Genomic DNA, 15,018 nt, shown 5'->3' on the forward strand with positions numbered 1-15,018 from the left:
CCTGAGGGGGGGGGTGGGCCGGGGTATCCGAACATGTAGCGTGTCGCCTGGTACGGCGAACGGGTGAGGGTCGGTGCAATAACCGAAGGGCATTGCACCAAATGTCCCGCAGGCACCCGCCAATTCCAGCCGCCGTAACGAAAGCAACCCGCTACCGCCTAAGCCTCCGAAGCCTCCGAAGCACCTTCCGCACCCCAGGTACCCGCCAGTATTTTCTCCAACCAGAACGTCCCGATGACGGTCTTCACATCCGTGATTTTCCCCTCGCGCACCCACGCCATCAACTCCGGCAGTGTCGCCGTAAAGGTTTCCAGAAACTCGCCCTCATCAAGCCGGTCAGGACCAGCAATCAACCCGCGCGCAAGATAAATTTCGAGGTGCTCGTCCGAATAGGCAATCGCATTATGGATCGTCGACAGGTGCTGCCAATGCGTGGCGGTGTAGCCGGTTTCTTCCTGCAATTCACGCTTGGCACAAGCCAGCGTGTCTTCACCTTCATCAATCTTCCCGGCAGGATATTCGATGAAAACCCGGTCCAGCGGATAACGAAACTGTCGCTCAAGCAGGATGCGACCATCGTCGAACACCGGCAGGATGACTACCGCCCCCGGATGCACGATGTATTCGCGACCGGTGAGTTTGCCATCGGGCAGACTGACCGTGTCCTTCCTGACCTTCAGGAAATGACCGTCGTAGACCAGTCGGCTATCGATGCGACTTTCTGTCAGATGCTCGTCCATCAGAGGGCACTATTGCGTTTGCGCAGATAGCGGAACGCAAAACCCGGGTACGCCAGCACGATGAATGCCACCGCACCGATCGCGTAAAACTCCCAGGTCTGCGTGAACACGTCACCGGTGCGGCCTTCGACAAACCGGCCGGTAAAGCCGACGACGAAATACAGGACCAGCAATTCCAGCAAGCGCCACCACATCGACTTGTCGGTCGATCCAGCCTTCGAGGACAGCGGCACCAGAGCAAACAGCCGTTCGCTAAGAAACGGCAGGTTGGCAGCAGCCAGAGCGAGCAGGATAACGAACCAGCTGGCGAGCGAAATATCCACCTTAGTAGAGGGTCCGCACGAAGGCGCGCAACGACAAGCCGACCGCTGTTTCGGATGCCGTCATCAAGGCACCCGGCATCAGGCCGAGCACCACTACGGCAATGCCATTTGCGCTGAGCACGAACCGCATGTCGGCGCTGGCAACGATTTTTTCGGTCGTGGTCGGCTCATCGAAATACATGACCTTGATGACGCGCAGGTAGTAGTAAGCACCGATCAGCGAGAAGAATACCGCCAGCACGGCCAGCCAGACATGTCCGGTTCCGAGCACGGCCTGCAGCACCGATAACTTGGCATAAAAGCCCATCATCGGCGGGATCCCTGCCAGCGACAGCATGAACAGCATCATCACCAGCGCGAACCACGGGCTACGCTGATTCAAGCCCTTGAGGTCGTCAATGTTTTCTGCCTCGAAGCCTGGACGCGACAGCAACAGCAAGATGCCGAATGTGCCCAGCGTCGTCATTACGTAAGTGATCGTGTAAAACATCGCCGAGCTGTAGGCATTGACCGCCGAGAAGCCATTGCCGTCGGTAACCCCTGACGCCATGCCGAGCAACACAAAACCCATTTGCGCAATCGTCGAATACGCCAGCATGCGTTTCAGGTTGGTCTGGACAATTGCGGTGATGTTACCGATCGCCAGCGACGCAACAGCCAGCACCAGCAGCATCTGCTGCCAATCGAATGCCAGCGGCAACAAGCCTTCGACCAGCAGACGTACCGTGATCACGAAGGTGGCCAGCTTCGGTGCGCCACCCAGCAGCAGCGTCACTGCGGTTGGTGCACCCTGGTAGACGTCCGGCACCCACATGTGGAACGGCACGACGCCCAGCTTGAAGGCCAGGCCGGCCACAACGAACACGATACCGAACACCAGAATCGTGCGATTGACCGTACCCGACATGCTGACCTTGACGATGTCGCTCAAATCAAGCGAACCGGTCGCGCCATACAACATCGACATGCCGTACAGCAGGAAGCCCGACGCCAGTGCACCAAGGATGAAGTACTTCATCGCGGCTTCGGTCGATTGCGAATGATCACGGCGCAAGGCCACCAGCGCATACAGCGACAGCGACATCAGTTCCAGGCCAAGATAAATGATCAGCAAATTGCTGGCCGAAATCATCACCAGTTGACCCAGCAACGAGAACAACGCCAGTACATAGAATTCACCGCCGAGCCGGTTATTGACGATGCCGCGTGACACCACGTAATTACGCGAATACACCAGCGTGACGCCGACGGCCAGATAAGTGAACAGCTTCATCAGGTTGGCCATCGGATCGAGCACCACCATATTGCTGAACAGGTAGATGGACTCACCGCTCAGCAGATAGATGTAATTGAACGCCGCGCACACGGCGAGCGTAATCAGTGACAACACATACGTGACGTTGCGCTGCTTGTCCGACAGATACAGGTCGAGCAGCAAGATCAGCGAAGTCGCCACCAGCAGGATGGCTTCAGGGAGGAGCGGGATCAGATTGATGTTAGTCATTTTTGTGCCGCAACCGGCTGTCCACTAAGAATGTTGAAGATTGGATGCATCAGTTGGCTTTGGAAATCGAAACATGTTGCAGCAGGTCGGCCACCGAGATTTGCATCGCATCGGTGATCGGGGCGGGATACACACCCATGACCAGTACCGCAATCGCCAGCACGCCAAGAATGCCGAACTCGCGCAAGCTCAAATCCTTGAGCTTGGCGACGTTGGCATTGGCCACCGCACCGAAGATCACGCGCTTGACCAGCCACAACGAATACGCCGCACCAAAGATCAGTGCCGTTGCTGCCAGCAAGCCGATCCAGAAGTTGAACTTGATTGCACCGAGAATCACCATGAACTCGCCAACGAAACCGGAGGTACCCGGCAAGCCGCAATTGGCCAGCGAGAACAGGACAAAGAACGCGGCAAATTTCGGCATGGTGTTGACCACGCCACCGTAGTCGACAATGGCGCGTGTATGCATGCGGTCGTACAGCACGCCGATACACAGGAACATCGCGGCCGACACGAAGCCATGCGAAATCATTTGCACGACGCTGCCCTGCACTGCCATCTCGTTGAAGGCAAAGAAACCCAGCGTGACAAAACCCATGTGCGCGATCGAGGAATACGCGACCAGTTTCTTCATGTCGGACTGGACCAGTGCGACCAGACCGATGTAGATCACCGCGATCAGCGACAGGGTAATCATCATCGGTGCGAGGTAGTGGCTGGCATCCGGTGTGATCGGCAGCGAGAAACGCAGGAAACCGTAAGCACCGAGTTTAAGCATCAGCGCAGCCAGCACGACCGAGCCGCCGGTCGGCGCTTCGACGTGGGCGTCCGGCAACCACGTGTGCACCGGCCACATCGGCACCTTGACTGCAAAGGCCATCAGGAATGCCAGGAACAACGGGATCTGGACATTGAGCGGCAGTGGCAGGTCATGCCAGTAGGTGATATCAAACGAACCGCCGGAGGCGAAGTACAGATAGATCAAGGCCACCAGCATCAACAGCGAACCGAAGAACGTGTAGAGGAAGAACTTGATAGCGGCGTACACCCGATTGCCGCCACCCCAGACGCCGATGATGATGAACATCGGAACGAGCGTGGCTTCAAAGAACACGTAGAACAGCATGCCATCAAGCGCGCAGAACACACCGATCATCAAGCCCGACAGGATCAGCATCGCGCCCATGTATTGCGCGACTTTTTTCTCGATCACTTCCCAGGCCGAGATGACGACAATGACCGTGATGAACGCCGTCAGTACCACCAGCCACAATGAAATACCATCGATGCCAAGGAAGTACTCGATGTTGAAGCGCTCGATCCACGGCATTTTTTCGGCGAACTGCATGCCGTGTGCGGCGTTATCGAAGCGCTGAATCAGCGGCAGCGTGACCAGGAAACTGACTACCGAGCCGATCAGTGCAGCAATGCGCACCAGCCCCGGATTATCGTCACGGCCGAAGGCCAGGATCAGGACACCAAAGGCAATCGGGCACCAGATGGCCAGACTGAGTAATGAAAATGAAGCGGAGAAAGTGGACTGAATCATGAGTAGTGAGTGACCTTGGCCAGCTTATTGGGTAAACGGAAACCGTGGGAATGGCAGGAACACCATCATGAATCCCAGCACGCCAAGAATCATCACGAATGCGTAATGGTAGATGTAGCCGGACTGCAGCTTCCGCACGATGGTCGACAACCAGCCGATCACTTTCGCGCTGCCATTGACGGCCAATCCATCGATCAGAGCCCGATCGCCGAAGCGCGAGAAGCCCGAGCCGATCATCCGTGCGCCATCGGCAAATACCACCTGATTGATCTTGTCGAGGTAGTACTTGTTCTCGAGCAGCGCATGAATCGGCGCGAAGGTCTGCTTGATCTGCGCCGGTACTTTCTGATTGACCAGATAAAAATACCAGGCGGTAACCACACCGGCAAGGGCAAGCCAGAACGGCGCGCTGGTCAGCCCGTGAACCGCCATTTGCCATGGCCCGTGGAATTCTTTGCCCAGCTCTTCCATCGCCTGATGCGCTTCATTGACGAAGATCACACCCTTGAAAAAATCTCCGAACAGCATCGGCTCGATGGCAATGAATCCAATCGCCGCCGACGGAATCGCCAGCAGCACCAGCGGCAGCGTGATGACCCACGGTGACTCATGCGGCTTCTGTCCAGGCGCAAGTCCGTGGTGTTCGTCGTGGCCGTGCGCGTCCTCTTTTGCATGGTGATGATCGTCATAACCATGCTGCGGTTTGCCGAAGCGTTCTTTGCCGTGGAAGACCAGGAAATACATCCGGAAAGAATAAAACGCCGTGACAAACACACTGACCAGTACCGCGAAATACGCGAAGCCGGAACCGGTCAGATTAGTTGCTGCGACCGCCTCGATGATGCTGTCCTTCGAGTAGAAACCGGAGAACAGTGGCGTACCGATCAAGGCCAGCGAACCGATCAGCGATGTGATCCAGGTGATCGGCATGTACTTGCGCAAGCCGCCCATATTGCGAATGTCCTGATCATGGTGCATGCCGACGATGACCGAACCGGCACCGAGGAATAGCAGCGCCTTGAAGAAGGCGTGCGTCATCAAATGGAACACCGCTACCGAGTAGGCCGAACAACCCAGCGCCACGGTCATGTAACCGAGCTGCGACAGCGTCGAGTACGCCACCACGCGCTTGATATCCGTCTGGATCATGCCGAGGAAACCCATGAACAGCGCAGTGATCGAACCGATCACCAGAATGAACGACAGCGCCATATCGGACAGCTCGAACAACGGCGACATGCGGGCCACCATGAAGATGCCGGCAGTAACCATCGTCGCGGCATGGATCAATGCAGAAATCGGGGTCGGACCTTCCATCGAATCGGGCAGCCAGACATGCAGCGGAAATTGCGCCGACTTGCCCATTGCACCGACGAACAGGCAAATACACGCGGTGGTGATCAGCAGCCAGCTAGTGCCAGGCAAGGTCAGGGTTGCCAGCACATCCTTCTGTGCAAACACTTCCTGATAGTTCATCGAACCGGCATAGGCCATCAACAAGCCTATACCAAGCAGGAAACCGAAGTCACCCACGCGATTGACCAGAAAGGCTTTCATGTTGGCAGCAATCGCCGTCGGCTTCGTGTAGTAAAAACCGATCAGCAAATACGACACCAGACCCACGGCCTCCCAGCCGAAAAACAGTTGCAGGAAGTTGTTGCTCATGACCAGCATCAACATCGAGAACGTGAACAGCGAGATGTACGAGAAGAAGCGGTTATAGCCTTCGTCTTCACGCATGTAGCCCACCGAATAGATGTGCACCATCAATGAGACAAACGTCACCACGCACATCATCATCGCCGTCAGGCTATCGACCATGAAACCGATTTCCATCTTCATGGTGCCGACGGTCAGCCAGGTATAGAGCGTTTCGTTGAACGTCGCGCCATCGAGCACGGCCAGCAACGTCTGTATCGAAATGAGCAGCGCGATGAACACGCCCAGTATCGTGACGGTGTGCGAGACCTTGCGGCCGATCACGTTACCAAAAAAGCGGGTACCGAACAGACCGGCAATGGCCGACCCGATCAGCGGAGCCAGCGGCACCGCCAGCAAGAGAGTGGAATTCAGTTGGCCTGCCATGTCTAGACCTTATCGTTTTTGGTGTGCATGTTCGTCGTGGTGTTGCTGTGCATGAGGGAGACCATAAGGCAATGCATGAAGCGGTTCATCGTTACCCCTTCAGGCTGTCGAGGTCTTCGACATTGATGGTATCGAGGTTGCGGAACATCACTACCAGGATAGCCAGTCCGATCGCGGCTTCCGCAGCGGCCACGGTCAGGATGAAGAAAACAAAGATCTGTCCGGCCGCATCACCAAGGTAATGCGAAAACGCGATGAAGTTGGTATTGACCGCCAGCAGCATCAGTTCGATGGCCATCAATAAAATGATGATGTTCTTGCGATTGAGGAAAATACCAACGATGGAAATCGCAAACAGGATCGCGCCAAGAATCAGGTAATGAGCGAGAGTAACAGTCACGTGCGCCCCTTATTTTTGTTCTGCTGCCGGAGCAGCGGGGGTGGAAGGAGCGGCATCGGTGCTGGCAACCACGTCAGCAACCGCACGGGTCGATTCGGACTTCATCTTGACGATGCGCACGCGGTCGCTGGCCTTGACCTTGACGGCTTCGGCCGGATCAAAGTACTTGCTGTCCTTGCGCTTGCGCAGCGTCAGCGCGACGGCTGAAACAATCGCCAGCAACAGGATCGCCGCAGCGATTTCAAAGGCATACACGTACTCGGTGTAGATCAGTTTGCCGAGTTCCTTCGTCGTGCCGATGGTTGATGCCGCAGCGGGCACTTGCGCATCCGGTGCCCAGAATGCCTGTAACAGCACAGCCGACATTTCGAGCACGATCAGCACGCCAATGAAGGCGGCAAACGGCAGATAACCCCAGAATCCTTCGCGCATCCTGTCGACATTAATATCGAGCATCATGACGACAAAAAGGAACAGCACCATCACCGCGCCGACGTACACCAGCACCAGCACAATGGCGAGAAATTCAGCTTGCAGCAGCAGCCAGATCGCCGCTGCCGAAAAAAACGCCAGCACCAGAAACAGGGCGGAGTGAACCGGGTTACGGTCGGTAATGACTTTCAGTGCGGCCATCACGAGGATGGCCGAGAACGCGTAGAACAGGGCAGTTTTAAATTCCATGATGGACCAGAAGAGTCGGCATGCAGACAGCCAGGTTAGTGTGGAGCACTGAAGCGTTCATCAGCGATAAGGCGCATCGGCAGCGCGGGCTGCGGCGATGTCATTCTCGTAGCGGTCACCAACGGCGAGCAGCATCTCTTTGGTGTAATACAGATCACCGCGCTTTTCGCCGTGGTATTCGAGAATGCTGGTTTCGACGATCGAATCGACCGGGCAAGACTCTTCGCAAAAACCGCAGAAGATGCATTTGGTCAAATCGATGTCGTAGCGTGTGGTGCGGCGTGAGCCGTCATCGCGCTGTTCGGATTCGATCGTGATCGCCATCGCCGGACAAACGGCTTCGCATAGCTTGCAGGCGATGCAGCGTTCTTCGCCATTCGGGTAACGACGCAATGCATGCAGTCCCCGGAAGCGCGGCGACTGCGGTGTTTTTTCTTCCGGAAATTGCACCGTGATCTTGCGGGCAAACATGTAGCGGCCCGTCAGGGCCATGCCCTTGAACAGCTCACGCAGCATCAGACTGCTAAAAAAATCCTTAATGGCTTCCATCGTATGTACGCCCTTTTCTTTACTTCCAAATATTCCATGAGGTTTGCATCCATGCCGCGACGAACACCAGGTAACCCAGTGTCAGCGGAATGAAAATCTTCCAGCCCAGACGCATGATCTGGTCATACCGATAGCGTGGGAACGAAGCGCGCACCCAGACGAAGATCGAGACGATCAGGAAGGTCTTGATACCCAGCCAGATCCAGCCAGGCAAGTAAGACAGCAAGCCCAGCACCGGCACCTGCGCGCCGATCGGTGAATTCCATCCGCCCAGAAACATCAGCGCGGCAAGGATGGAGATCAGGATCATGTTGGCGTATTCGGCCAGGAAAAACATCGCGAACGACATGCCTGAATACTCGACCATGTGACCGGCAACGATTTCCGATTCGCCCTCGACGACGTCGAACGGATGACGACTGGTCTCGGCGATACCGGCGATGATGAAGACACCAAACATCGGCAACAGCGGCAACCAGTTCCAGGACAGGAAATTGAGACCCATGCTGGCCATCCGGCCTTCGGTCTGGGCCATGACGATATCGGTAAAATTCAGGCTGCCTGTAACCATCAGCACGATGACCAGCACAAAGCCCATCGAAATTTCATACGAAATCATTTGCGCCGACGCGCGCATCGCACCGAGAAAAGCGTATTTGGAGTTGGATGCCCAGCCGGCGATGATCACGCCATACACTTCAAGTGACATGATCGCCATCGCGAACAACAGGCCGGCGTTGAGGTTGGCCAGTGCCACTTCCGGTCCGAACGGGATCACGACCCACGCCGCCAGTGCCGGCATGATGGTCATGATGGGCGCAATGACGAACAGGGCTTTGTTGGATTTGGCCGGGATGATGATTTCTTTGAGCAGCAACTTGAGCGCATCGGCGATCGGCTGCAGCAAGCCGGCCGGGCCGACCCGGTTCGGGCCGATCCGCACGTGCATCCAGCCGATCATCTTGCGTTCCCACAAGGTCAGGTAGGCAACGCACCCCATGATTGGCAACACCAGCGCAATGATCTTGACCAGATTCCATACCAGCGGCCAGAAGTAGCCAAACCAGCTATTGCCGGTTGCGTGTATGTTCAGAAGCAACTGATCCATCAGACTTTCTCCACACTGATCGGGCCGAACATCGCACCCAGCATTGCCGTTGCCTTGTGCGCGGCAACAATGCGCACCGCATTATCGGGCAAGCCGGCCTCGATGACTACCTCAAGAACAGTATTCCCGCTGCCTTGGGTGACGCGGACCGCTGCGCCATCGATCACGCCGAGCTGTTGTGCCAGCGCTGCGGACAGTCGCGCCGTTGGAGCGCGTGCATCACTGGTCTCCTGCAAGGCCGGCGCGCGGCGTGCAATCGCGTCAGTAAAATAGATCGGCACATCGGCAATCCGTTCGAGACCACCGCTCGACGCCGTCAACGGCGCTTGTGGTGCAAACGTCGTCTTGTTGTTCAGACGCGGTGTCAGGTCAAGACCTGTGACGCCAGTGCTGCCCAGCACTTCGTTGCGAATCGCTTCGGAGGTGTCGTAGTCGAAACCGGACAGGCCCAGCAAATTGCCCAGTACGCGCAAGACTTTCCAGCCTGGACGGGTGTCACCGAGCGGCTTGACAGTGCCATTGAAACTTTGCGCACGACCTTCGCAACTGACGAATGTGCCAGCGGTTTCGGTGAACGGTGCAATCGGCAACAGCACGTCGGCGTAGTCGGCACCATGCTTGAACGGCGACATGACGACGACCATCTCGGCCTGATCGAGCGCAGCACGAGCGACTTGCGGGTTGGCGCTATCGAGTTGCGGTTCTGCATTGAACAGCAAATAGGCTTTGCGTGGAATGGCAAAAGCGCTGGCCGCGTTCGCGCCTGAACCGGGAATCGCGTTGGCGAGATAACCACCAACGGTGTTCGCGGCTTCAGTCAGGAAACCCAGCGTGGTACCGGTGGCTTCGGCGATCCACTGTGCGGCAGCGTGCAATTGCGCTGCTTGCGGATGCTGAGCGGCAGCATTACCGAGCATGACGGCACCTGGTTCGGCCGACATCAGGCTCTCGGCAATGGCCTTGGCTTCGGATGACGCGGTCATGCCTTCAAAGCCGACTGGTATCGGCAGTGATTTGGCTTGCGCAACCGCGACGATGATTTCGCCCAGCACATTGAGCCAGGCCGACGGCGCGGCGATGATCTTGTTGGCAACCGGCATCAGCAAATCGTCATCGGTGGCATGCAGCAGGCTGATCTTCGCGCCAATCTTGACTGACTGACGCAAGCGTGCGGTCAGCAGCGGGTGATCCTTGCGCAGGAACGAGCCAATCACGAAGACGCGATCGAGCAAGGCAAAATCGGCAATCGACATGCCGAGCCACGGCGTGACCGAACCGTCGAGCGCGAAGTTCGATTGACGCAAACGGAAATCAATATTTTCGGAACCGATACCCCGTACGACTTTTTGCAGCAGCGTCAATTCTTCTAGGGTCGAGTTCGGTGTCGCCAGCGCGGCAATCGCATCGGCACCATGCTCGTGTTTGATATTGCGCAGACCATGCGCGACATATTCGAGCGCGGTCTGCCAGCTGACTTCCTGCCATTTGCCATCCTGCTTGAGCATCGGTGCGCTCAGGCGTTCGTCGCTGTTGAGACCTTCGTAGGCGAAGCGGTCCTTGTCGGACAACCAGCACTCATTGATCGCCTCGTTTTCCAGCGGCAGCACGCGCATGACGCGATTGCTCTTGACTTGCACGACGAGGTTGGTGCCAAGGCCGTCATGGGCGCTGACCGATTTGCGGCGTGACAATTCCCAGGTGCGGGCGCTGTAGCGAAACGGCTTGGAGGTCAACGCGCCAACAGGACACAGGTCAATCATGTTGCCCGACAGTTCGGAATCAACGGTCTTGCCGACGAACGATGTGATCTCGGCGTGTTCACCGCGACCAAGCATGCCGAATTCCATCACGCCGCCGATTTCCTGACCGAAGCGTACGCAGCGCGTGCAGTGAATGCAACGCGTCATCTCTTTCATCGAGATCAGCGGACCGGCGTCCTTTTGCACGACGATGCGCTTTTCTTCTGCGTAACGGGACGACGACTTGCCGTAGCCGACTGCCAGATCCTGCAACTGACATTCGCCACCCTGATCGCAAATCGGGCAATCGAGCGGGTGATTGATCAGCAGGAATTCCATCACGCCCTTTTGGGCCTGTACGGCTTTCTCGCTGTTGGAGCGCACGATCATGCCAGCAGAAACGGGCGTGGCGCACGCCGGTAGCGGCTTCGGCGCTTTCTCGACTTCGACGAGGCACATGCGGCAGTTAGCCGCGATCGTCAATTTTTTGTGATAGCAAAAGTGCGGGATATACGTGCCAAGTTTGTTGGCCGCATCCATCACCATACTGCCTGCGGGTACTTCTACTTTCTTGCCGTCTATTTCAATTTCAACCATGGCCATCTTTTTTTGCCCAAGTAGAGGCGGCTGCGCTGGGCAGACCGCACGGTGCAAATTGATCGAGTCAGGCGACCCGGACCAGCTTAAATATAGGCTGGCACCAGGCAGTGCTTGTGCTCGATGTGGTATTCGAATTCTTCGCGGAAGTTCTTGATCATCGCTCGCACTGGCATCGCCGCTGCATCACCGAGCGCACAGATCGTGCGGCCCTGAATATTGTCGGCAATCGAGTTAAGCAGATCGAGATCATCCGCCCTGCCCTGACCGTGTTCGATCCGGTGAACCATGCGGTACAGCCAGCCTGTGCCTTCACGGCATGGCGTACATTGGCCGCACGATTCTTCGTAATAGAAGTACGACAGGCGCAACAGCGATTTGACCATGCAGCGCGTTTCATCCATCACGATGACCGCGCCGGAACCCAGCATCGAACCGGCTTTGGCGATCGAGTCGTAGTCCATGTCAGTGGCCATCATCACGTCACCGGTCAATACCGGCATCGAAGATCCACCGGGAATCACGGCCTTGATCTTCTTGCCATCGCGCATGCCACCGGCGAGTTCCAGCAAGGTCGCAAACGGGGTACCGAGTGGCACTTCGTAATTGCCCGGCCTGGCGACATCACCCGACATCGAAAAAATCTTGGTACCGCCATTGTTTGGCTTGCCCAGACCGGCATACGCTTCGCCGCCCATCGCAAAGACAAACGGCACGGCTGCAAAAGTTTCGGTGTTGTTGATGGTGGTCGGCTTGCCATACAAACCAAAGCTGGCAGGGAAAGGCGGCTTGAAGCGCGGCTGGCCTTTCTTGCCTTCGAGGGATTCAAGCAAGGCGGTTTCTTCGCCGCAGATGTAGGCGCCATAACCATGGAATGCATGCAACTGAAACGTGAAATCGCTACCGGCAATCCGGTCGCCCAGCATGCCGGCGGCGCGGGCTTCTTCGATGGCTTCTTCAAAGCGTTCGTAGTCAGCCCAGATTTCGCCGTGGATGTAGTTGTAGCCCACCGTGATGCCCATCGCATACGCACCGATGGCCATCCCTTCGATCAGCGCATGCGGGTTGTAGCGCATGATGTCGCGATCCTTGAAGGTACCCGGCTCGCCTTCGTCCGAATTGCAGACGAGGTACTTTTGACCAGGGAACTGACGCGGCATGAAACTCCATTTCAAGCCAGTCGGAAAACCGGCACCGCCACGACCGCGCAACGCCGAAGCCTTGAGCTCGGCGATGACTTGCTCGGGCGTGATCTTGTCGTTGAGGATGCGCTTGAGCTGGGCGTAACCGCCGCGAGCCACGTAGTCGTCGAGGTGCCAGTTTTTGCCATCGAGACCCGCGAGGATCAGTGGCTTGATATGTCGGCTGTGCAGGCTGGTCATTTGTTGAGCTCCTCTACCAGTGCATCGATCTTGTCGTTGGTCATCCAGCTGCACATGCGTTTGTTATTAACCAGCATGACTGGCGAATCGCCACAGGCTCCCATGCACTCGCCTTCCCGCAAAGTGAACTGGCCATCGGCCGTGGTTTCGCGGTAGTCGATACCCAATTTTTTCTTCAGGTATTGCGCGGCTTGTTCGCCTCCGGACAATGCGCAGGGCAGATTTGTGCAGACCGTGATTTTGAATTTGCCGGTCGGCGCGGTGTTGTACATCTCATAGAAACTGGCGACTTCCTGCACGGCGATGGCTGCCATGCCGAGATAGTCGGCGATTTCCTGCATCAAGGCCGGCGATAACCAGCCGGTTTCATCCTGGGCAATCGCCAGTGCAGCCATCACCGCCGACTGCTTCTGGTCAGCGGGGAATTTACTCACTTCACGATCAATTTTTTTATACGCTAGTTCTGATAACAGCATGCTTTGTGCCTCAATAGCCTATCGCGAATCAGCGATCAATTTCACCAAAGACAATATCTTGCGTACCGATGATGGTGACGGCATCGGCAATCATGTGGCCCTTGGCCATTTCGTTCAAACCTTGCAAATGGGCGAAGCCCGGTGCACGAATTTTCAGGCGGTACGGCTTGTTGGCTCCGTCCGAAATCAGGTACACGCCGAACTCGCCTTTCGGATGCTCGACCGCAGCATACGCTTCACCCGGTGGCACGTGAAATCCTTCAGTGAAGAGTTTGAAGTGATGGATTAGCTCTTCCATGTTCGACTTCATGTTCACACGGGATGGCGGTGCCACCTTGTGGTTGTCGGTCATCACCGGACCCGGATTATTGCGCAGCCATTCAACGCATTGCTTGATAATCTTGTTGGACTGGCGCATCTCTTCGACACGGACCAGATAACGATCGTAGCAATCGCCGTTGACGCCGACCGGAATATCAAAGTCGAGCAAGTCATAGACTTCATACGGCTGCTTCTTGCGCAAATCCCATTCAACGCCGGAACCGCGCAGCATCGGACCGGTGAAGCCCATGGCTTTCGCACGCTCCGGTGAGACCACGCCGACACCGACCAGACGCTGTTTCCAGATCCGGTTGTCGGTCAGCAGGGTCTCGTACTCGTCGACGTAATGCGGGAAGCGGTTGGTGAAGTCTTCGATGAAATCGAGCAGCGAACCCTGACGATTTTCATTGAGCTGGCGGATCGCCTTGTCATTGCGCAGAATCGACGCGCTGTACTTCGGCATCACATCCGGCAGATCGCGATACACACCACCCGGACGGTAATACGCCGCATGCAATCGTGCGCCGGACACCGCTTCGTAACAGTCCATCAAATCTTCGCGCTCACGGAATGCGTAAAGGAACACGCCCATCGCGCCGACGTCGAGCGCATGCGCACCCAGCCACAACAAGTGGTTCAGCAGACGGGTGATTTCATCGAACATTACGCGGATGTATTGGGCACGCAGCGGCACCTCAAGTCCGAGCAATTTTTCGATCGACATCACGTAGCCATGCTCGTTACACATCATCGAGACATAGTCCAGACGATCCATGTACGGCACCGATTGCAGATACGTTTTTTGTTCCGCGAGTTTTTCGGTTCCCCGATGCAGCAAGCCGATGTGGGGATCGGCGCGCTGAATGACTTCGCCATCGAGCTCAAGCACAAGACGCAACACGCCATGTGCAGCGGGATGTTGCGGCCCGAAATTGAGCGTGTAGTTTTTAATTTCAGCCATTATTTGATCCCGTATTGTTCTTCGCGAATCACGCGTGGCACGACCTCGCGCGGCTCAATGGTCACCGGTTGGTAGATCACCCGTTTTTGCTCCGGGTCGTAGCGCATTTCCACGTAGCCGGAAACCGGGAAATCCTTGCGGAACGGATGACCGATGAAACCGTAGTCGGTCAGAATGCGGCGCAAGTCATCGTGACCAGCGAACAGGATACCGAAGAAATCGAATGCTTCACGCTCGTACCAGTTGGCACTTGACCAGACGTCGATCAACGAGGCGACTACGGGCACTTCATCATTGCTGGCAAATACGCGAACGCGTACGCGCCAGTTGTGCGTCAGCGAGAGCAAGTGCGAGACCACGGCAAAGCGCTGCCCGTCCCACGCGCCGTCTCCGTATTCCGAGTAATCGACGCCAGCAAGATCCAGCAACTGGTCAAACCGCGTATCCGGATGATCGCGCAAGACCCGCATCACTGACAGATAGTGGCTGTCCTTGACGACGAGGGTGACTTCGCCAAGGGCGTTGGTCAGACTGACGATATGGTCGCCCAGCGCGTTGTGCAGCGCGGCTTCGAGGTTATCGAGTTTGGTTGTCATGGGC

The 15,018-nt window shown here is 56.6% G+C and carries 14 protein-coding genes; all 14 read right to left on the bottom strand.

What is annotated here, in order from left to right:
• Nucleotides 1-158: 158 nt before the first annotated feature.
• Nucleotides 159-740: an NUDIX hydrolase gene (locus QN370_RS13000; RefSeq protein ID WP_322126969.1), complete on the bottom strand. Its 582-nt coding sequence runs from the start codon at nucleotides 738-740 to the stop codon at nucleotides 159-161.
• Entirely contained in the window at nucleotides 740-1,063 is a 324-nt protein-coding gene (locus QN370_RS13005) for a DUF2818 family protein (protein ID WP_322126968.1), read from the bottom strand. Before QN370_RS13005 ends, QN370_RS13000 begins: the two co-directional genes overlap by 1 nt.
• Before the next feature lies 1 nt (nucleotide 1,064).
• Entirely contained in the window at nucleotides 1,065-2,567 is a 1,503-nt protein-coding gene (nuoN, locus tag QN370_RS13010) for an NADH-quinone oxidoreductase subunit NuoN (RefSeq protein WP_322126967.1), read from the bottom strand.
• Between the two features lie 49 nt (nucleotides 2,568-2,616).
• On the bottom strand, nucleotides 2,617-4,119 hold the full coding sequence (locus tag QN370_RS13015; RefSeq protein WP_322126966.1) for an NADH-quinone oxidoreductase subunit M: 1,503 nt from the start codon (nucleotides 4,117-4,119) through the stop codon (nucleotides 2,617-2,619).
• Nucleotides 4,120-4,143: 24 nt separating this feature from the next.
• A complete protein-coding gene (nuoL, locus tag QN370_RS13020; RefSeq protein ID WP_322126965.1) occupies nucleotides 4,144-6,204 on the bottom strand; it encodes an NADH-quinone oxidoreductase subunit L in 2,061 nt (686 codons plus the stop codon).
• A gap of 91 nt (nucleotides 6,205-6,295) precedes the next feature.
• Nucleotides 6,296-6,604 (bottom strand): NADH-quinone oxidoreductase subunit NuoK, encoded by a 309-nt coding sequence (nuoK, locus tag QN370_RS13025; RefSeq protein ID WP_322126964.1) that lies wholly within the window; start codon nucleotides 6,602-6,604, stop codon nucleotides 6,296-6,298.
• A 9-nt stretch (nucleotides 6,605-6,613) separates the two neighbouring features.
• Nucleotides 6,614-7,285 (bottom strand): NADH-quinone oxidoreductase subunit J, encoded by a 672-nt coding sequence (locus QN370_RS13030; RefSeq protein ID WP_322126963.1) that lies wholly within the window; start codon nucleotides 7,283-7,285, stop codon nucleotides 6,614-6,616.
• 60 nt (nucleotides 7,286-7,345) lie between these two features.
• Complete coding sequence (gene nuoI, locus QN370_RS13035; RefSeq protein ID WP_009666932.1) at nucleotides 7,346-7,834, bottom strand: NADH-quinone oxidoreductase subunit NuoI; 489 nt, start codon at nucleotides 7,832-7,834, stop codon at nucleotides 7,346-7,348.
• 19 nt (nucleotides 7,835-7,853) lie between these two features.
• Complete coding sequence (nuoH, locus tag QN370_RS13040) at nucleotides 7,854-8,942, bottom strand: NADH-quinone oxidoreductase subunit NuoH (RefSeq protein ID WP_322126962.1); 1,089 nt, start codon at nucleotides 8,940-8,942, stop codon at nucleotides 7,854-7,856.
• A complete protein-coding gene (nuoG, locus tag QN370_RS13045) occupies nucleotides 8,942-11,278 on the bottom strand; it encodes an NADH-quinone oxidoreductase subunit NuoG (RefSeq protein WP_322126961.1) in 2,337 nt (778 codons plus the stop codon). The genes nuoH and nuoG overlap by 1 nt, the downstream gene beginning before the upstream one ends.
• An 86-nt stretch (nucleotides 11,279-11,364) precedes the next feature.
• Complete coding sequence (nuoF, locus tag QN370_RS13050) at nucleotides 11,365-12,660, bottom strand: NADH-quinone oxidoreductase subunit NuoF (RefSeq protein WP_322126960.1); 1,296 nt, start codon at nucleotides 12,658-12,660, stop codon at nucleotides 11,365-11,367.
• On the bottom strand, nucleotides 12,657-13,136 hold the full coding sequence (gene nuoE, locus QN370_RS13055) for an NADH-quinone oxidoreductase subunit NuoE (RefSeq protein ID WP_322126959.1): 480 nt from the start codon (nucleotides 13,134-13,136) through the stop codon (nucleotides 12,657-12,659). The genes nuoF and nuoE overlap by 4 nt, the downstream gene beginning before the upstream one ends.
• A gap of 28 nt (nucleotides 13,137-13,164) precedes the next feature.
• Nucleotides 13,165-14,418 carry an NADH-quinone oxidoreductase subunit D gene (locus QN370_RS13060; protein WP_322126958.1) on the bottom strand — a complete coding sequence of 418 codons (1,254 nt, stop codon included), beginning with the start codon at nucleotides 14,416-14,418 and terminating at the stop codon, nucleotides 13,165-13,167.
• A complete protein-coding gene (locus QN370_RS13065; RefSeq protein ID WP_322126957.1) occupies nucleotides 14,418-15,014 on the bottom strand; it encodes an NADH-quinone oxidoreductase subunit C in 597 nt (198 codons plus the stop codon). The genes QN370_RS13060 and QN370_RS13065 overlap by 1 nt, the downstream gene beginning before the upstream one ends.
• Between the last annotated feature and the right edge of the window lie 4 nt (nucleotides 15,015-15,018).

The organism is Actimicrobium sp. CCI2.3, assembly GCF_035019065.1.
GTDB lineage: Bacteria > Pseudomonadota > Gammaproteobacteria > Burkholderiales > Burkholderiaceae_D > Actimicrobium.

Coding starts and splice junctions, on each gene's coding strand:
- nuoN (WP_322126967.1), bottom strand. CDS start 2,567: ATGACTAACATCAATCTGATCCCGCTCCTCCCTGAAGCCATCCTGCTG.
- nuoL (WP_322126965.1), bottom strand. CDS start 6,204: ATGGCAGGCCAACTGAATTCCACTCTCTTGCTGGCGGTGCCGCTGGCT.
- nuoI (WP_009666932.1), bottom strand. CDS start 7,834: ATGGAAGCCATTAAGGATTTTTTTAGCAGTCTGATGCTGCGTGAGCTG.
- nuoH (WP_322126962.1), bottom strand. CDS start 8,942: ATGGATCAGTTGCTTCTGAACATACACGCAACCGGCAATAGCTGGTTT.
- QN370_RS13030 (WP_322126963.1), bottom strand. CDS start 7,285: ATGGAATTTAAAACTGCCCTGTTCTACGCGTTCTCGGCCATCCTCGTG.
- QN370_RS13015 (WP_322126966.1), bottom strand. CDS start 4,119: ATGATTCAGTCCACTTTCTCCGCTTCATTTTCATTACTCAGTCTGGCC.
- nuoG (WP_322126961.1), bottom strand. CDS start 11,278: ATGGTTGAAATTGAAATAGACGGCAAGAAAGTAGAAGTACCCGCAGGC.
- QN370_RS13000 (WP_322126969.1), bottom strand. CDS start 740: ATGGACGAGCATCTGACAGAAAGTCGCATCGATAGCCGACTGGTCTAC.
- nuoF (WP_322126960.1), bottom strand. CDS start 12,660: ATGACCAGCCTGCACAGCCGACATATCAAGCCACTGATCCTCGCGGGT.
- QN370_RS13060 (WP_322126958.1), bottom strand. CDS start 14,418: ATGGCTGAAATTAAAAACTACACGCTCAATTTCGGGCCGCAACATCCC.
- nuoE (WP_322126959.1), bottom strand. CDS start 13,136: ATGCTGTTATCAGAACTAGCGTATAAAAAAATTGATCGTGAAGTGAGT.
- QN370_RS13065 (WP_322126957.1), bottom strand. CDS start 15,014: ATGACAACCAAACTCGATAACCTCGAAGCCGCGCTGCACAACGCGCTG.